This window comes from Algiphilus sp. (genome assembly GCF_023145115.1).
GTDB lineage: Bacteria > Pseudomonadota > Gammaproteobacteria > Nevskiales > Nevskiaceae > Algiphilus.
The window spans coordinates 1-16,218 of sequence record NZ_JAGLEJ010000038.1 but is presented as its reverse complement, the minus strand read 5'-3'; the positions used below and the strand labels follow the sequence as shown (position 1 = coordinate 16,218).

The 16,218-nt window shown below is 71.5% G+C and carries 17 protein-coding genes; 8 read left to right on the top strand and 9 right to left on the bottom strand.

Features of this window, described 5'->3' with window-relative positions; genetic code table 11:
* Positions 1–8: 8 nt before the first annotated feature.
* Positions 9–2,036 carry a TonB-dependent hemoglobin/transferrin/lactoferrin family receptor gene (locus tag KAH28_RS12830; protein WP_290577226.1) on the bottom strand — a complete coding sequence of 676 codons (2,028 nt, stop codon included), beginning with the start codon at positions 2,034–2,036 and terminating at the stop codon, positions 9–11.
* Positions 2,037–2,125: 89 nt separating this feature from the next.
* Here KAH28_RS12830 and KAH28_RS12825 point away from each other — a divergent pair, with 89 nt between their 5' ends.
* Positions 2,126–2,563, top strand: coding sequence for a BlaI/MecI/CopY family transcriptional regulator (locus tag KAH28_RS12825; RefSeq protein WP_290577224.1), 438 nt, complete (start codon positions 2,126–2,128; stop codon positions 2,561–2,563).
* A complete protein-coding gene (locus tag KAH28_RS12820) occupies positions 2,560–3,531 on the top strand; it encodes a M56 family metallopeptidase (RefSeq protein WP_290577222.1) in 972 nt (323 codons plus the stop codon). Before KAH28_RS12825 ends, KAH28_RS12820 begins: the two co-directional genes overlap by 4 nt.
* Positions 3,532–3,543: 12 nt before the next feature.
* Here the strand turns inward: KAH28_RS12820 and bioD are convergent, their stop codons facing one another.
* Genes bioD through bioB form a run of 3 tightly spaced genes read right to left on the bottom strand, consistent with a single transcriptional unit; the run spans position 3,544 to position 6,474 of the window.
* Positions 3,544–4,254 carry a dethiobiotin synthase gene (bioD, locus tag KAH28_RS12815; protein ID WP_290577220.1) on the bottom strand — a complete coding sequence of 237 codons (711 nt, stop codon included), beginning with the start codon at positions 4,252–4,254 and terminating at the stop codon, positions 3,544–3,546.
* Complete coding sequence (locus KAH28_RS12810; RefSeq protein WP_290577218.1) at positions 4,251–5,453, bottom strand: 8-amino-7-oxononanoate synthase; 1,203 nt, start codon at positions 5,451–5,453, stop codon at positions 4,251–4,253. Before KAH28_RS12810 ends, bioD begins: the two co-directional genes overlap by 4 nt.
* Positions 5,454–5,460: 7 nt before the next feature.
* The gene (gene bioB / locus KAH28_RS12805; protein WP_366918185.1) at positions 5,461–6,474 is read right to left on the bottom strand and encodes a biotin synthase BioB; all 1,014 of its coding nucleotides are present in this window, start codon (positions 6,472–6,474) and stop codon (positions 5,461–5,463) included.
* Between the two features lie 121 nt (positions 6,475–6,595).
* On the opposite strand from bioB, the gene KAH28_RS12800 reads away from it, so the two are divergent.
* On the top strand, positions 6,596–7,300 hold the full coding sequence (locus KAH28_RS12800; protein WP_290577216.1) for a ComF family protein: 705 nt from the start codon (positions 6,596–6,598) through the stop codon (positions 7,298–7,300).
* 142 nt (positions 7,301–7,442) lie between these two features.
* Positions 7,443–8,063, top strand: a complete 621-nt coding sequence (locus tag KAH28_RS12795; protein ID WP_290577214.1) for a DUF3047 domain-containing protein — start codon at positions 7,443–7,445, stop codon at positions 8,061–8,063.
* On the opposite strand, the gene KAH28_RS12790 is transcribed toward KAH28_RS12795, so the two are convergent.
* On the bottom strand, positions 8,060–9,616 hold the full coding sequence (locus tag KAH28_RS12790) for a deoxyribodipyrimidine photo-lyase (protein ID WP_290577212.1): 1,557 nt from the start codon (positions 9,614–9,616) through the stop codon (positions 8,060–8,062). The genes KAH28_RS12795 and KAH28_RS12790 overlap by 4 nt on opposite strands.
* Here KAH28_RS12790 and KAH28_RS12785 point away from each other — a divergent pair.
* Genes KAH28_RS12785 through KAH28_RS12770 form a run of 4 tightly spaced genes read left to right on the top strand, consistent with a single transcriptional unit; the run spans position 9,615 to position 12,583 of the window.
* Positions 9,615–10,259, top strand: a complete 645-nt coding sequence (locus tag KAH28_RS12785; RefSeq protein WP_290577210.1) for a pyridoxamine 5'-phosphate oxidase family protein — start codon at positions 9,615–9,617, stop codon at positions 10,257–10,259. The two genes, KAH28_RS12790 and KAH28_RS12785, sit on opposite strands and share 2 nt — an antisense overlap.
* A 17-nt stretch (positions 10,260–10,276) precedes the next feature.
* Positions 10,277–11,611: a dihydroorotase gene (locus tag KAH28_RS12780; RefSeq protein ID WP_290577208.1), complete on the top strand. Its 1,335-nt coding sequence runs from the start codon at positions 10,277–10,279 to the stop codon at positions 11,609–11,611.
* Positions 11,608–12,177, top strand: a complete 570-nt coding sequence (locus KAH28_RS12775) for a DNA-3-methyladenine glycosylase I (protein ID WP_290577206.1) — start codon at positions 11,608–11,610, stop codon at positions 12,175–12,177. The genes KAH28_RS12780 and KAH28_RS12775 overlap by 4 nt, the downstream gene beginning before the upstream one ends.
* The gene (locus KAH28_RS12770) at positions 12,170–12,583 is read left to right on the top strand and encodes a PGPGW domain-containing protein (RefSeq protein WP_290577204.1); all 414 of its coding nucleotides are present in this window, start codon (positions 12,170–12,172) and stop codon (positions 12,581–12,583) included. The genes KAH28_RS12775 and KAH28_RS12770 overlap by 8 nt, the downstream gene beginning before the upstream one ends.
* Here KAH28_RS12770 and KAH28_RS12765 read toward each other — a convergent pair.
* The 4 genes from KAH28_RS12765 to KAH28_RS12750 form a co-directional block, all read right to left on the bottom strand.
* On the bottom strand, positions 12,531–12,992 hold the full coding sequence (locus KAH28_RS12765) for a DUF6713 family protein (protein ID WP_290577202.1): 462 nt from the start codon (positions 12,990–12,992) through the stop codon (positions 12,531–12,533). The two genes, KAH28_RS12770 and KAH28_RS12765, sit on opposite strands and share 53 nt — an antisense overlap.
* A gap of 90 nt (positions 12,993–13,082) precedes the next feature.
* Positions 13,083–13,898 carry an alpha/beta fold hydrolase gene (locus KAH28_RS12760; protein ID WP_290577200.1) on the bottom strand — a complete coding sequence of 272 codons (816 nt, stop codon included), beginning with the start codon at positions 13,896–13,898 and terminating at the stop codon, positions 13,083–13,085.
* A 339-nt stretch (positions 13,899–14,237) separates the two neighbouring features.
* Positions 14,238–15,260: a hypothetical protein gene (locus tag KAH28_RS12755; protein ID WP_290577198.1), complete on the bottom strand. Its 1,023-nt coding sequence runs from the start codon at positions 15,258–15,260 to the stop codon at positions 14,238–14,240.
* Between the two features lie 380 nt (positions 15,261–15,640).
* The coding region (locus tag KAH28_RS12750) for a DALR domain-containing protein (RefSeq protein WP_366918184.1) at positions 15,641–16,218 on the bottom strand (578 nt) is incomplete at its 5' end.

The following is a 16,218-nucleotide window of genomic DNA, read 5'->3' as shown; positions in this document are numbered from 1 at the left end:
GTCGGGGATCAGAAGCGGTAGGCGATCTGCGCGCGCAGATTGCGCCCCGGGCTGTTGATGAGATTGGTGGCGCGACGATAGGTGCGGTCGAACACGTTGTCCATGCGCAGCTCGAGGTCGAGGGTCCCGGCGATGGGCGCGCGCAGGAAGAGATCGGTGACGGCATAGCCGGGCGCCGGGCCGGCGGCATCGGGATCGGTGGTCGGCGGCAGGCGGTCCTGGCGGGCCACCATCTCGACCCGCACCCCGGTCTCGAGACCGCGTCCCGGCGGCGTGACGGCGGCGATGACGGTGAGGCTGTCGGCCGGCATGCCCTCCAGCGGCTCGTCCTCGCCCTCGTCGTCACCGCGCAGCAGGCTGCCGATGATGGCGGCGTAGAAGGCGGGGTGGTCGTAGCGCAGCTCGATCTCGGCACCGCGCAGGCGTGCGTCCTCGGTATTCTCGAAGCGCGTTGTGTTGGCCAGCCCGTCGGTGGCGTTGCCGCCGCGCACGATCTGCTCGAGGAAGTCCTCGATGTCGTTCTGGTAGAGGCTGACGCCGCCGCGCAGGCGGTCGCCGCTGGTCCAGATCCCGCGACGGAGGTAGTTCAGCCCGATCTCCTTGTTGTGCGCGCGCTCGGGCTGCAGGTCCGGGTTGGGCAGATAGGTGTTGCCGGGGAAGTGTTCGCCGGCGACGAACAGCTCGCGCAGGTTGGGCGCGCGGAAGGCCTCTGCGTAGCTGGCGTAGGCGCTGAGACCGCCGAACAGCTGGTACGAGAAGGTGGCCTGCGGCGACCACTCGTCGAAACGGCTGGTTTCCTCGCCCTCGCGATCGGCCTCCTGCTCGATGTAGTCGAAGCGCACGCCCAGCGTCAGCGTCGCGCGATCGGTGAGCGCGAGGCGATCCTGCACGAAGGCGCCGACGGTGTTCTGCTCGGAGCTCGCGAAACCCGGATCCGGCACGCCGTTCTCGCGCCCGGTCTGCTCGTCGCGATAGAGCTCGATGCCGTAGGTGAGCAGATGATCCACACCGAGCGCGCTGGCGCGGCTGTTGTTGAACAGATCCAGACCGGTGGTGGCGAGCTCGGACAGGCTGCGGTCCCCGGTTTCGAGCGTGCGGCCGTCGAGCGAGAGATCGGTGCGATACAGCGTCGCCGCCACATCCCACAGCGCGCTGCCGGCGGGCCGGAAGCCGTACTGCAGCGAGGCGGTACGCTGCCGCGTGAGCCGCCGGACCGCATCGCCGCGCGGCCGGTCGGCGGTGGTGCGGCTGTCGCTGTCGTCGTAGTAGTCGAGATAGGTGGCGCTCAGGCGGCTCGGGCCGGCCGGCGTCCAGCTGCCCTTGACCAGCCCGGACACCAGATCGTTGCCGGAGAACGGCTCGGTGTCACCGTTGCCGTCCTCGAAGTCGTCGGCGCGGCTGCGCGTGATGCCGCCGAGCAGGCCGAAGTCGCCCCGCCGTCCCGCCAGGCTCAGCGACCCGATGGTCTCGTCGGCATTGCTCTGGTAGCCGGTCATGAGCCGGCCGCCGAAGCGCTCACCCTCATCGAGGAACTGCCCGGCATCGAGGGTGCGGAAGTCGACCACGCCGCCGATGGCGCCGCTGCCGAACAGCGTCGAGGCCGGCCCGCGCAGCACCTCGACACGCTGCAGCAGGCTGGGGTCGAGGAAGGTCTGACCGCGATGGCGGATCTGCATGTTCTGCCGCGCGCCGTCGATGCGCACCACCACACGGCCGTCGGTGAGACCGCGGATGGTGGGCATCAGCGCGGCGCGGCGCGGACCACCCGAGATGGTCACGCCGGGTGCGTCGCGCAGGAGATCGTCGATGCTGCGCGCCTGCCGGCGCTCGATGGCGTCGCGATCGATGACGCTGACCGGCGCCGGCGTCTCGCTCTGGAGGAGCTCCTGCCGGCCCACGGTCACCACCAGCTCGTCGAGATCGGTGACCGGTGTGGCGGCCTCGTCCTGCGCAGCGACCGGCGTCGCGACCGCCCAACCGGTCAGCAGAGCTGCCAGCCATCCCGTGCCCCTGGCGGGGCGCCCCTGATACGCCATCGTTTGTTCTCACTGTTGTATGCAATGAGACGCAGGCTAAGGCCGGTCGCGAAGACCGAGAAGCGATCGGTTTTTGCGCGGCGCACCATTTGCGCTACATTGCCGACATGTTCGGCCTCTACCGCAAGCGCACGCCGCCGCTCGGCGATCTCGAGCGCGACGTCCTGGAAGTGCTGTGGCGCGACGGCAACGCCGACGCCCAGGCCATCCACGAGCGGCTGGCCGACGTGCGCGGCGTGACGCTGAGCACCGTGCAGAGCACGGTCGAGCGCCTGACGCGCAAGGGTCTGGTGGCGCGCCACAAGCGCGGCCGCGCCTATTGCTACACCGCGCCGATGTCGCGCGAGACGCTGCTGGCCCGCCTGGTCGCCGAGCTCGTCCACGACCTGTCCGGCACCGAGCCGGCGGGCAGCGTGGGGCTGGTCGACCTGTCGACCGACATCGACGAGGCCACGCTGCAGCAGCTCGAGGACTGGGTGGCCGAGACGCGCCGCCAGCGCGGCCGGGACGACGGCGCCGGCGCATGAGCCTGCTGCAGCACGCCGCGCTGGCGGTGGTCATATTCGCGCTGCTGTGGTGGCTGACCGGCTTCGCGGTCGCCGGCGCCTACCGTCTGCTGCGACGACCGCTCGACACGCTGCAGCCCGAGACGCGGACCCGCGCCCTCACCGGCGTCGCCGTCCTGCCGGCGCTGCTCGCGGGAGCCGTGACGCTGGCGCTGTACCTGCCGGTGGCGCGCGAACTGGCCGTCTCCGCGCACTGCCACGCCGGCATCGGCTGCGGCGCGCACGCACCCGCCCTGAACGACGGGCCGGCGCGCTGGCTGATCGACGCGCTCGCCGCGCTGGTCGTGACGGCGGCGATCTGGCGGATCACGCTGCCACTGCTGCGGCACGACCGCCGCGCGCGTCAGCTGGCCGCGCTGTCGTCGCCGACCCGGGACGGCCAGTTCCGCGTCGTCGAGACCGACCAGCCGGTCGCGCTCGCGGTCGGCCTCTGGCGCCCCCGCGTCTTCGTGTCGCGGGGCATGCTCGCGCAACTCGCCCCGCAGGCCCTGTCGAGCGTGCTGCTGCACGAGGAAGCGCACGCCCGGCGCCGCGACGCCCTGCGCCAGCTGCTGGCCGCCATCGCCGGACCCGCGCTCCTCTCCGGACCGGGTCGCGCGCTGATGCACGACCTGCGCGTCGCCTGCGAGCAGAGCTGCGATCGCGCCGCCGCACGCGCCGAAGCCGATCCACTGCGCGTCGCCGACGCGCTGCTGCGGGCACGCCGCGCCGCGCACACCGCCGCACCGGATGCGGGCGGCCGCCCCGACGGGGCGCTGCACGCCCGCATCGCCGCCCTGATCGGCCCGCCGCCGCCGCCCGCGCTGCTGCCCATGCCGCTCGCGCTGCTCGGTCTCGGCATCGCCGCCCTGCTCACCATGCTGTGGGGCATCGACGCCGTGCACCATGGCGCCGAGCTGCTGCAGCGCCTCTCCGGACCCTCGGGGTAACCGGCCGAGCCGCTAGACCGTTGGCGCGGCCTCGCCCGCCGCCATCGCACCGTCGAGGCGCGGCAGCGCCGCCGTCCAGGCCTCGACCATGGCCGCGACCGGCTCGTGACTGCCGATGCGCACCAGCGGCGGCCCGAGGCGCGCGCTCAGCGTGGCAACCATCTCGTCGGCCGTGCCGGTGGCCTCGTCGGGCAGCTGGTTGGCCACCCAGCCGGCCCAGCAACCCGCATCCTGCATGGCCCGGGCGCTGAGCACGGCATGGTTGATGGCGCCCAGCTTGAGTCCCACGACCAGCACCACCGGCATGCGGTGGGCCGCGAACCAGTCCGCGAAATCCAGCTCCGGCGTGAGCGGGACGCACCAGCCGCCGGCGCCCTCGACGACCACCCGGTCCGCCCGGGCGCGCAGCGCCGCCAGGCCGGCATCGAGCACATCCGGGTCGACCGGACGCTCTTCGCGCGCGGCCGCGATGTGGGGCGCGATGGCGGCTTCGAAGGTCACCGGATTGATGTCGGCATAGGCAAGCCCCGGCGTCGAGGCATCGAGCAGCGCCAGCGCATCCTCGTTGCGCAGCCCCTCGGGCGTGGCCTCGGCGCCGCTGGCCACCGGCTTGTAGCCTGTGGCGATGTGCCCCGCCGCGCGCAGTGCGCGCAGCAGCGCACAGGCAACGACGGTCTTGCCGACGCCGGTATCGGTGCCGGTGATGCCGACCACCGTGCTCACGCCGGCTCGGCCTGCGGTGCCAGCACTGCGTGGAGCGCGTCGAGCACGCCCTCGATCTGCTCGCGGGTGTGCGCGGCGGACAGCGTCAGGCGCAGGCGGCTGGTGCCGGCGGGCACGGTGGGGGGACGAATGCCGGCCACCCAGTAGCCGCGCTCGAACAGCGCACGCGACGCCGCCATGGTGCGGCCGGCATCGCCCAGCAGCAGGGGCTGGATTGCGTGCTCGCCGGCGGCGCCGTCGGGCGGACCCAGCCGGATGCCGCGCTCGGTGGCGCCGGCGCGGAAGTGGGCGATGTTGGCGTGCAGCGCGGCGAGGCGCTCCGGCTCGCTGCGCAGCACCGCCAGACCGGCGCGCGCCGCGGCCGACAATGCCGGCGGCGGTGCAGTGGAGAACACCCAGGTGCGCGCCTTCTGCACCAGATAGTCGATCAGGGTGCGCGAACCCGCCACGAAGGCACCGCTGGCACCCAGCGACTTGCCCAGCGTCGCAACGTAGACCGGCACGTCCGCGTGCGACAGACCGGCGGCGGCGAGGCTGCCGCGCCCGTCCGGACCGCACACGCCGAAGCCGTGCGCATCGTCGACGTAGAGGGTAGCGCCGCGGCGCGCGCAGACGCCGGCCAGCTCGGGCAGCGGCGCAACGTCGCCGTCCATGGAGAAGACGCCGTCGGTGACGGCGATGGCGGCATCGGGCGCATTGCCCAGCGCCGCGTCGAAGGCGGCGGCATCGGCGTGCGTCACGCGCGCGTACGGCGCCTTGGTGAGGCGCACGCCGTCGATCAGCGAGGCATGGTTGAGGGCATCGGCGCAGAGATGGGTGTCGGGCCCCGCCAGCGCGCGCAGGGCACCGAGATTGGCGGCCCAGCCCGACGAGAACAGCAGCGCCGCCTCCGCGCCGAGAAAGTCGGCCAGCGCCTCTTCGAGCGCGCGGTGCTCGCGATTGTGGCCCGAGATGAGCGCGGCCGCACCGCTGCCGGTGCCGTCGCGCGCCAGCGAGGCACGCGCAGCCTCCGCCAGCCGCGGGTCGGCGGCCAGACCGAGATAGTCGTTGGCGCAGAAGTTGACGCAGTCGCGCCCGTCGACCCGGATGCGCGCGCCGTGGCTGCCGTCGACGACGCGGCGCTGCCGGTGCAGATCCCTGTCGCGCAGCGCCTGGATCTGCGGACGCAGGCGCGCGTCCAGGGCACCGGCAGCGCTCACGGCCGGCTCAGGCGGTGGCCGTCTGCCGCGGCGTGGTGGCCGTCTCGCCATGGACGGCGCCGGCACGGCACTCCTCGGCGTGCAGGCCGAGGCGCTCGAACAGGGCGCGGTCGCGGGCGTTCTGCGGATTCTCGGTGGTGAGCAGGCGCTCGCCGTAGAAGATCGAGTTGGCGCCGGCGGCGAAGCACAGCGTCTGCAGCTCGTCGCTCATTTCCTCGCGACCGGCCGACAGGCGCACGTGCGAGGCCGGCATGACGATGCGCGCCACGGCGATGGTGCGCACGAACTCGAGCGGATCGATGGGCGGCAGGCCGTCGACCGGTGTGCCGGGCACGCGCACGAGATTGTTGATCGGCACTGATTCCGGATGCGGATCCAGCACGCCGAGCTGCGCCAGCAGGCCGGCGCGGTCGTCGCGCGTCTCGCCCATGCCCACGATGCCGCCGCAGCACACCTTCATGCCGGCGTCGCGCACCGCCTCGAGGGTGCGCAGGCGGTCGTCGTAGGTGCGCGTGGTGATGACTTCGCCGTAATATTCCGGCGAGGTGTCCAGATTGTGGTTGTAGTAATCCAGCCCGCCTTCCGCCAGCGCCGTCGCCTGCTTGTCGGTCAGCATGCCGGCGGTCAGGCAGGTCTCCAGCCCGAGCTCGCGCACGCCGCTGATCATGGCCTGCAGCTTGGGGATGTCGCGATCCTTGGGCGAACGCCAGGCGGCGCCCATGCAGAAGCGCGACGCACCGTCGGCCTTGGCCGCGCGCGCCGCGGAGAGCACGTCCTCGACCTCCATCAGCGCCTCGCGCTCCAGGCCGGTGTCGTAGCGGATCGACTGCGGGCAGTACTTGCAGTCCTCCGGGCAGGCACCGGTCTTGATCGACAGCAGCGTCGACAGCTGGACGGTGTTGGCGTCGAAATGCGCACGGTGCGCGCTCTGCGCCATGAACAGGAGGTCGTTGAAGGGCAGCGCGAAGAGATCGTTGATCTCCTGGCGCGTCCAGTCGGTGCGGATCTGGCCAGCCTGCATGGGTGTGCTCCCCCGATGGGCGCGCCCTCGCGCGCCGGTGAATGGTGGCCGGCATCGCGGTGCCGACCGGGACGGCCAGTTTTGGTGCCGACCGGACCGCTGTCAACCTCCGGACGGCACAATGGTTGACGGAAGACGAGGCGATCGCCGCTCGTGGCTGTTCAACGACGCGCGCTGCGCGCACTGCCATGCACCGGCCTTCGCGACCGAGCTGTGCGCAGCGTGCATCGACGCGCTGCCGTGGATCGATCCCGCCTGCCCGGGCTGTGCATTGCCGCTGCCCGCCGGCGCGGGTGGCTTCTGTGCCGCGTGCGCGCGCCGCCCGCGCCCCTGGGCGGCGGCCTACTGCGCGCTGCGCTACGCCGCGCCGGCCGACCGCTGGGTGCAGCGCCTGAAGTATCGGCACGATCTCGCCGCCGCGCGGCGACTGGGCTGGCTGCTGGCCCAGGGCGCGCGCCACGCCGGCATGGCTGCGCCGGAGCTGGTGATCCCGATGCCGCTGCACCGTGCGCGACAGCGCGAGCGCGGCTTCAACCAGGCCGACGAGATCGCGCGCGCGCTGGCGCGCGAGTGGCGCCTGCCGGTTGCGGCGAGCGCGGCGCGCCAGCTGCACCCGACCGGAGACCAGACCGGCCTGTCCGCCGCCGAGCGGCGCCGCAACATGCGCGGCGCCTTCAGTGCGGATCCGCGGCGGGTGCGCGATCGCCACGTCGCGATCATCGACGACGTGCTCACCACCGGCGCCAGCTGCGAGGCGCTGTGCGCGGCACTGCACGCCGCCGGCGCCGGCCGCGTCCAGGTGTGGTGCTGCGCGCGCACCCCGTGATCGCGGGCGTCGCGCGCGCCCGGACAGCGCTTGTGGTAACGCGGCGCACGCGCTAGCGTCGGGTGTCATGACAGGACTGCGTCAACGCGGACATCCGCCCGCCGTCCGGCGCGCCGCATGCGGGCTAATCGCGGCGTGCGCGATGACCCCCTTCGCGCTGCCGGCCGCGGACCGGGACACGACGGCCCTGCACTTCCCGCCTGCGGCGATCGCCGACTGGGACACCCACAGTTTCAACGGCCGCACCGGCTACCGACTGGTCGAGCACGACGATCGCGAGGCCGTGCAGGCCGAATGCGACGGCGGCACCGGTTCGGGACTGGTGCTGCGGCGCGATATCGACCTGCGCGAGACACCGATCGTCGAGTGGCGCTGGCAGGTCGCCTCGGTCTACGGCGGACTGGACCCGCACAGTGAATCCGGCGACGACTACCCCGCCCGCCTCTATGTGGTCGACGAGCACAGCGTGCTGCGCTGGCGTACCCGGGCGATCAACTATGTCTGGGCCAACAGCCAGCCGGCGGGCGCGGACTGGCCCAATCCCTTCACCGGCAAGGCGCACATGGTCGCCCTCGCCTCCGGTGCGCCGACCGATGACGGCGGCTGGCGCACCGCCAGGCGCAACATCCGCGCCGACTTCGAGCGCTTCCACGACCGCGAGCTGGACCGCATCAACGCGGTCGCGATCATGACCGACTGCGACAACGCCGGGCAGCGTACTCGGGCCTGGTACGGCGGCATCCGCTTCCTGCCTGCGAACTAGGAGCCGTCGCCCCAGTCGAAGCTCTGCTGCCGCGTATCGGCGTCGGTGCGCGCCGAACGGTGCGGTCGGCGACCACCGCGCTGCGCCATGCCGGAGCGACGACTGCCGTGGCGTTCCTGGATGGCGTCGGCCTCGCGCCGGTAGCCGTCGCCGCCGCGCACCGCCCAGATGCGCCTGCGCGCCGCGCGCGCAGCCTCGAGATGGTCGACCACCGGAGCCGGATAGCCGTCGGCACCGTCGCGGCGAAGCGTCGCCGCCGGGAGCTTCCACGGCTCGTGCACATCGGCGTCGGCAACACCCGCGAGCTCGGGCACCCAGCGCCGGATGAAGCGCCCGTCGGGGTCGTGGTCCAGACCCTGCTTGACCGGGTTGTAGATGCGCGGGGTGTTGATGCCGGTGGTCCCGGACTGCATCTGCATCTGACTGAAGTGGATGCCCGGCTCGTAGTCGGTGAACTGCCGCGCCAGGAACTGTGCCGGCTCGCGCCAGTGCAGCCACAGGTGATAGCTCGCAACCGCGACCAGCATCGCGCGCATGCGGAAGTTGAGCCAGCCGGTGGCGCGCAGATAGCGCATGCAGGCGTCCACGAAGGGCAGGCCGGTACGACCCGCACACCAGGCGGCGAAGCGGGCATCGGACCATTCCGGCTCGCGCAGCCCGTCGTAGGCGGAATGCAGGTTCTCGAATTCCAGGCGGGGCTCGGCCTCGAGCTTCTGCATGAAGTGGCAGTGCCAGTGCAGCCGGCCGAGAAAGGCATGCAGCGCCCGGCGCGGCTCGCGCGATGCGGGGTCGTCCGGATCCATGGCAGCGCGCACCCGTTCGGTCGTCTGCACCACCTCGCGCATCGACAGCGTGCCCCAGGCGAGGTGCGGCGAAAGGCGCGAACAGCTGCGCTCGGCGCTCAGCGGACTCGACATGCTGCGGTGATAGGCGTGCCCGCGCTCGTCGAGAAAGCCCCGGAGCGTCGCCTCGGCGGCAGCGCGACCGCCCGGCTGACGCTGCGCGACCGGATCATCCGGCACGATGCCGGCGGCGAGCTCCACCAGCGCGTCCGCATTGCCCGCGCAGACCGGCGGCAGTATGGTCGGCACCTCGACACGCGGCTGCGCCATGCGCGCCTGCCAGCGCCGCGACCAGCCGGTGCGCTGCCGCAGACCGCGCACGACGCCGTTGCCGGGCAGCTCCGTCCAGGGCACGCCGTGCGCGCGACACCAGTCCGCCACCCGGCGATCGCGCCGGTAGGTCCAGTCGCTGCCCGTCTCCTCGTGGCTCCACAGCGCGAAGGTGCCGTGTGCATCGTGCAGCGCCTGCAGCACTGCCGGCATCTCGCCGCGACGCACCACCAGCGCCTGGCCGCGGGCCGCCAGCGCCGCGTCGAGATCGCCGAGGGCTTCCGCAATGAAGGCCCAGTGTCGCCCCGCCATGTCGGGCTGGCGCCACAGCGCCGGCTCGATCACGTAGAGCGGCAGCACCGGGCCGCGGGCCGCGGCCTTCGCCAGCGGCGCGTGATCCTCGACACGCAGGTCGCGCTTGTACCAGACCAGCTGGAGCATGGGCCTAGACTACGGGCGCATCCGTCCCCGGGAACCCTGCGTGGAAGCGGCGTACTACAACGACCTCGAAGCAAGCAGAGCGCACGCCTGGAGCGAGCTCGCGCGCGCCGTCGCCGACCGGCGCCATGCCTTCCATCAGGTGCAGGTCGCGACGGTCGCGGCGAACGGTCTCCCGGAGGTGCGCACCGTCATCCTGCGCGGCGTCGATGCGTGCACGGGAACGCTCCGCTTTCACAGCGACGCGCGCGCCGACAAGCTGGCGGCGCTGGCCGCCAACCCGGTGGCGGCGGTGCACGCCTACGATGCGCGCGCCAGGCTGCAGCTGCGCCTGCGCGGCCCGGTCGCGGTGCACGCCGACGATGCGCTGGCCGAGGCGGCGTGGCGCGACGCGCACGCCATGAGCCGGGTCTGCTACCGCATGGCACCGGGTCCCGGGACGCCGCTCGCGATGCCGGACGGCTATACGCCCGGCGTCGACCGCGTGCCGGAGGACGGCGCGGCCGACCCGGGCCGGGTGCACTTCCGCGCCATTGTCGTGCACGCGGATATGATGGAATGGCTCTATCTGGCCGCCGCCGGGCACCGCCGCGCGCGCTGGGAGCGCAGCGCGGACATCTGGCGGGGCCGGTGGCTGGCGCCCTAGCTCACCCGGAGAACACCATGAAGACCCTGATCCGCAATGCCCGCATCGTGAGCGACGGCGACAGCCGCGAGGGCGACCTCCTCATAGACGGCGAGCGCATCGCGCGCATCGGCGGCAGCATCGACGGTGCCGGCGTCAACCGCGAGATCGACGCGCACGGGCGCTGGCTGCTGCCCGGAATGATCGACGACCAGGTCCATTTCCGCGAACCGGGACTGACCCACAAGGGGGACTTCGCCACTGAATCGGCGGCCGCGGTGGCGGGCGGCATCACCAGCTTCATGGAGATGCCCAACAGCAACCCCACTACCACCACCCGCGAGGCACTGCGCGACAAGTACCAGCGCGCCGAGGGCCGCGCGCACGCCAACTTCGCGTTCTACTTCGGCGCATCCAACGACAACATCGAGGAGATCCGGGCGCTGCCGGCCGGCGAGGCATGCGGCCTGAAGATATTCATGGGGGCCTCCACCGGCAACATGCTGGTCGACGATCCCCAGACCCTGGAGGCGATCTTCGCCACCTTTCCGGGCCTGATCGCGACGCACTGCGAGGACACGCCCACCATCAAGGCGCACGAGGAGCACTTCGCCAAGCGCTACGGCGAGGACATCCCGTTCTCGGCGCATCCGCTGATCCGCTCGGCCGAGGCCTGCTACAAGTCCACCGAGCTCGCCGTCGGACTCGCGCGTCGCCACGGCAGCCGCCTGCACGTGCTGCACATGACCACCGCGCGCGAGCTCGACTTCTTCGAGCCGGGTCCGGTAACGGGCAAGCAGATCACCGCCGAGGCCTGCGTGCATCACCTCTGGTACTCGGACGCCGACTACGACGCCCTCGGCGCGCGCATCAAGTGCAATCCGGCGATCAAGACCGCCGAGGATCGCGCGGCGCTGCGCGCAGCGGTGGCCGACGGGCGGCTCAACATCATCGCCACCGATCATGCGCCGCATACCGTCGACGAGAAGAACCGGCCCTACCTCAAGGCAGCGGCCGGCCTGCCGCTGGTGCAGCACGCGGTGCTGGTCGTGCTGGAGCTGGTGCGGCAGGGCCACTTCGACCTGGCCACCGCGGTGGAGCGCATGAGCCACGCCCCCGCCGAACGCTTCGGCGTGCAGGAGCGCGGCCATATCGCCGAGGGGCAGTTCGCCGACCTCATGCTGGTGAACCCCGACCACCACACCGACGTGATGCCGGAGGGCCTGCTGTCCAAGTGCGGCTGGTCCTCCTTCGAGGGCGTGAGCTTCAGCCACCACATCGATGCCACCTTCGTGAACGGATTCCAGGCCTGGAACGGCCAGCAGGTGGCCGAGCGTGCGGCCGGCCAGCGGCTGCGCTTCGCCACCGCATGACCGAGCCGACGCGCTGCGGCTGGGCGACGCGCAGCGAGGCCGAGCGCGTCTATCACGACGTCGAATGGGGCGTGCCCAAGCGCGACGAGGGCACCCTGTTCGAATTCCTGATCCTCGAAGGCGCGCAGGCCGGACTGTCGTGGCGGACCATCCTCGAGAAGCGCGAGAACTACCGCGCCGCCATGGACGGCTTCGACCCCGAGGCCATGGCGCGCTATGGCGAGACCGAGCGCGCCCGGCTGCTGGGCGATGCCGGCATCGTCCGCAACCGCCTCAAGATCGACGCCGCCATCGGCAACGCCCGCGCCTATCTCGCGCTGCGCGACGCCGAGGGCGGGCTGGCGCCCTACGTATGGGGCTTCGTCGACGGCGAGCCGATCATCAACCGCTGGCGTTCGATGGCCGAGGCGCCCACGACCACCGCCCTCTCCGACCGGCTGAGCAAGGACCTCAAGAAGCGCGGCTTCCGCTTCGTCGGCAGCACCATCGTCTACTCCTACCTGCAAGCCGTGGGCGTGATCAGCGACCACGTCGTCGACTGCTTCCGCCACCCCGACCGTGCTTGAGTGGCTCGGCGCGCACGAGACCCTGCTCTGGTGGCTCGGCGCGGGCTCGCTGGTGATGTTCGCCGGTTCGCTCGCCGCCGTTCCCGTGCTCGTCGCGCGCATCCCCGTCGACTACTTCGCCGCCGACCGGCGCCCGCGCGGACGCGACATCGCCCGCCACCCGGCACTGCGCGCGCTGCTGATCGTGCTCAAGAACCTGCTCGGCCTGGTACTGCTGCCGATGGGCATCGCCATGCTGGTGCTGCCGGGTCAGGGGCTGCTCACCATCCTGGTGGCGCTGCTGCTGCTCGACTTTCCCGGCAAGTATCGCGCCGAACGCTGGCTGGTCGGACAACCCGCCGTGTTCCGGGCGATCAACTGGCTCCGCCGCCGGCGCGGCTGCGCCCCCCTGCGCGCCCCGGCCTAGACTCGGGCACCGCGGCGATCGGCCAGCGCAGCAGCACCAGATGCAGCGCGCCGACCACGGCGCCGCCGAAGATCAGGCCGTTGGACAGCCAGCCCGCGAAGTCGTAGTGGACATGGTTGCGGAACAGCACGTGCAGCACCGCGTGCAGCAGCAGGAAGGCGTCGATGCCGAGACGCGTGCCGAGCCGCAGGCGCGCCGAGGCGCTGGTGAGCATCAGCATCAGCGCAACGAACAGCGGCACGTGCGCCAGCACGAAGACGACATAGCCGGCGGCGTCCGGCAGCATCCGCACCAGCGGCAGCACGCGCCACTCGTGGTGCAGCACGGCGTCCAGCTCATGACAGATGAGCACGGCGAAGCCGGTGAAGAACACGGCCTCGGCGGCGCGGGAGGCAGAGGTATCGGTCATGGATCGGAGCCGGTCATGGGAGGATGCGGCAAGGATCACGGATCGGTGCGGCACCGCCAATGACCTCGCGGGTCATCGCGTCCGGCATGCTCAGTCGCCCAGATGCTCCGCGACCAGCGCGGCCAGGCGATCGGTGGCCTCCAGCGCCACCCAGTGGCCGATATCGTCCAGCACGTGCACGTCGTCGGTGGCAAAGCGATGCGCGAAGCCGGGCGGGATGAAGATGTCGCGCCGGCCCCATACCACGCGTACCGGCAGCCTCGCGAACAGCGCCTGTGCCTCGCCTTCCTCGTCGGCGAAGCGCTCCGGGTCGGTAGCGCGATAGACGCGCAGCACCTGCGCGCGGGTGCGGGCGTGGTAGGCGTCGAAGGTGTCGTCGCGCTGGGCGCGCGACAGACCCGGACCGCCCACGCGCAGACTCTGCCCGAACAGCATCCGCCCGATCAACGGCGCGCCCAGCATCGCCATGGTGAGCTCGCCGAGCACCGGCGTGCGCCAGACCCGCGCCCAGAAATGCCAGCGATAGTCCGAATGGAAGGCGGTGTTGGTGACCACCACCCGCCGCACGCGCCCGGGATGGCGCAGCAGCCAGGCGAGCCCGATGAAGCCGCCGATGTCGTGCACCAGCAGGTCGGCGGGCTGGTCGAGCCCCAGTGACGCGACCAGTTCCTCCAGCCACTGCGCCTGCCCGTCGAGGGTCAGGGACTGCTCCGCGGGAACACCCGATGCGCCGAAGCCGGGCAGATCCGGCGCGATGGCCTCGATGCCCGCCGGCAGGCGCTCCATCAGCGGCAGCCACACCCGGTGGCTGTCCGGATTGCCGTGCAGCATCAGCAGCGGCCGGCCCTCGCCCTGCCGCCAGACATGCACGTCCGCGCCCTGCACGCGGTGCGTTTCGCTCGCCATCGCCGACTCTCTCCTTGTTCGTGCTGCATGCAACGGACGCAGTATCGCCGCCTTTGGCGCGCGGCGCGCGGACCGGTGCTTGTCCGTGCGCGCCGCCACGCAGCACTTCGCCACGTGCTCGGTCATCGCCGGGCCACGCGCGCATCGGCATCGACCATCCGCACGGGCAGCCGGGAGCAGGGGCGACCGGGCAGCGCCCGCACGCCGTGGACGACATTGTCGTGCCCCTTCCGGATATCGCCCCCGGGCGGATGGCGTGCCGCACCGTGACGGTCCGGTGCGCGACCGTCTCGCCGGGAGGCTACCCCGTCGATCCCGCCTTACGGTTCGTCTTCGGTTTCACGCCGGCTCGCCGGCGGCGACCGCTGCGCTGTCATCCTCCATGCGCACATAGGCGGTGAGCTCGTCGCGCAATTCGGGGGCGATGCTTTCCGGATGCTTGATCTGGAGATAGAAGATGGTGAAGTACATCACCTTGATCGCCGTTACCGCGCGTTCGAGCACCACGCTGAGGATCTTCGTCAGCAGCACGAGCGCGAACAGCGGGATCAGCGTGATGACCAGCGCGCCATCAGTGAGCATCCAGGCCGGCAGCTCCGTGCCCTGCGTCGGCACGGTGATCGACGGCAGCGCCCCCGCCAGCGCGATGCTCAGCCAGAGTGCCAGCAGCAGCATCACGAGATAGATCGGCGCCATGAGCGTGACGACGATCCGACCGAAGAGATCGATGCCGAAGACGCCGACCAGGGTCTCGGGAACCTGCCGCTGCAGCTCCTTCATGTGCTCGACGCAATCCCGCAGACGCACCCGGTCCACGACGATGGCCGGGATCATGAAGTGGTTGACCAGGTCCCAGACCTCGTTGAGCCCGGCCAGCACCAGCGAGATCAGCATTCCGGAGAGCCCCTTCTTCTCCCCATTGCTGCTGGTCTTGTTGACGTAGGCCATGAGCATGTCGATCAGGGCCATGCCGCGCATGGAGGACTTCAGTTCGCGCGTTCCGCCGGCGGCATCGCCGTAGCTCTTGTCCTCCCCCGTCACCGTCTGGTGCACGAGGTAGCTCAGACGGAACTCCTGGCGGTTGAAGTAGAAGAACTTGTACACGAGCAGCGCCAGGCCGCCGAGCACGCCCGTCCACCCCCAGAGCCAGAGCCCCTCCGCCTCTCCTTCGCCCACCATGGCGTACAGAAGCGCCATGGCGCCGAGCAGAAAGGCAGACGACTGCACGATGCCGTAGAGCGCCATGCGCGCAATGGGATTGACGATGTCGGAATCGCGGCCGACCACCGTGAAGGTGTGCTTGATCAGATACCCGACCTTCCCCACCCGCTCGGATAACGGGATCTTCTCGAAACGCTGCATCGATGGCTCCCCTGTGCGATTTTCGGGGCCGACGATGGCATTTCTCGTTCCTGCGCGAGACCCGGGAATTCGGGACAGGGGTCGCGTTGCGCGATGCTGGCATGGCTGCCGGAATCGAACGCGGGGACACGCGCATCCGCACCATGCACCGCTGCCGTGCGGGCCGATGCGCCGCGCCGGCGATCACGCTGAACGCACCGGTGGGTGGTTGTCGCCGCAGGGTCGCGAATGCGCTGAAGGCGCGTCCCGGATGGCTTCGCACCGCATCGGATCGACCGGGCTGCACGCGCCACGGTGGCCGGGAGCCACCCGGCCGACCGGTGTGAGCATCGGATATCGCCGTCGCCGCCACGGAGGCGGCGGGGGCATGCACCGCGACGCTAGCTCGCGACCCGCCAGCGCGTGCCCTGCGGCGAATCCTCGATGGTCACGCCCAGCGCGGTGATCTCGTCGCGGATGCGGTCGGCCTCGGCGAAGTCCCTGGCCTTGCGCGCCTCGGCACGGGCGGCGATCAGCGCCTCGACGCGCTCGGCACTGACCCCGCCGGATTCGCCCGCGAACCAGGCCTCCGGCTGCTGGACCAGCAGCCCCATCAGCTCGCCGGCGGCAACGAGGCTGCCCTTGAGGCGGGCGCGCTCGGCGGGATCCTCCGCCTTGTTGAGCGCGCGCGCCAGCTCGAAGAGCTCGGCCAGCGCCGCCGGCGTGTTGAGATCGTCCTCCAGCGCCGCCACGAAGGCTTCCGGCGGCTCGGCCGCGGCGGCCTCGACGTCGGCGGTGTCGCGCAGCGCGCCGTAGAGCCGGTCGAGCTGCTTGCGCGCACGCGGCAGGGTGTCGTCGTTCCAGTCCAGCGGCTGGCGGTAGTGACCGGCGAGCAGCGCCAGACGCACGACCTCGCCGGGCGCCTGGGCGAGCAGGTCGCGCACCAGCAGGACGTTGCCCAGCGACTTGCTCATCTTCT

Excerpts from the sequence above, each read along its gene's own strand:
- KAH28_RS12830 (WP_290577226.1), bottom strand. The coding sequence starts at position 2,036 with ATGGCGTATCAGGGGCGCCCCGCCAGGGGCACGGGATGGCTGGCAGCT.
- KAH28_RS12820 (WP_290577222.1), top strand. The coding sequence starts at position 2,560 with ATGAGCCTGCTGCAGCACGCCGCGCTGGCGGTGGTCATATTCGCGCTG.
- bioB (WP_366918185.1), bottom strand. The coding sequence starts at position 6,474 with ATGCAGGCTGGCCAGATCCGCACCGACTGGACGCGCCAGGAGATCAAC.
- KAH28_RS12800 (WP_290577216.1), top strand. The coding sequence starts at position 6,596 with ATGGTTGACGGAAGACGAGGCGATCGCCGCTCGTGGCTGTTCAACGAC.
- KAH28_RS12795 (WP_290577214.1), top strand. The coding sequence starts at position 7,443 with ATGACCCCCTTCGCGCTGCCGGCCGCGGACCGGGACACGACGGCCCTG.
- KAH28_RS12785 (WP_290577210.1), top strand. The coding sequence starts at position 9,615 with ATGGGCCTAGACTACGGGCGCATCCGTCCCCGGGAACCCTGCGTGGAA.
- KAH28_RS12790 (WP_290577212.1), bottom strand. The coding sequence starts at position 9,616 with ATGCTCCAGCTGGTCTGGTACAAGCGCGACCTGCGTGTCGAGGATCAC.
- KAH28_RS12780 (WP_290577208.1), top strand. The coding sequence starts at position 10,277 with ATGAAGACCCTGATCCGCAATGCCCGCATCGTGAGCGACGGCGACAGC.
- KAH28_RS12775 (WP_290577206.1), top strand. The coding sequence starts at position 11,608 with ATGACCGAGCCGACGCGCTGCGGCTGGGCGACGCGCAGCGAGGCCGAG.
- KAH28_RS12765 (WP_290577202.1), bottom strand. The coding sequence starts at position 12,992 with ATGACCGATACCTCTGCCTCCCGCGCCGCCGAGGCCGTGTTCTTCACC.
- KAH28_RS12760 (WP_290577200.1), bottom strand. The coding sequence starts at position 13,898 with ATGGCGAGCGAAACGCACCGCGTGCAGGGCGCGGACGTGCATGTCTGG.
- KAH28_RS12755 (WP_290577198.1), bottom strand. The coding sequence starts at position 15,260 with ATGCAGCGTTTCGAGAAGATCCCGTTATCCGAGCGGGTGGGGAAGGTC.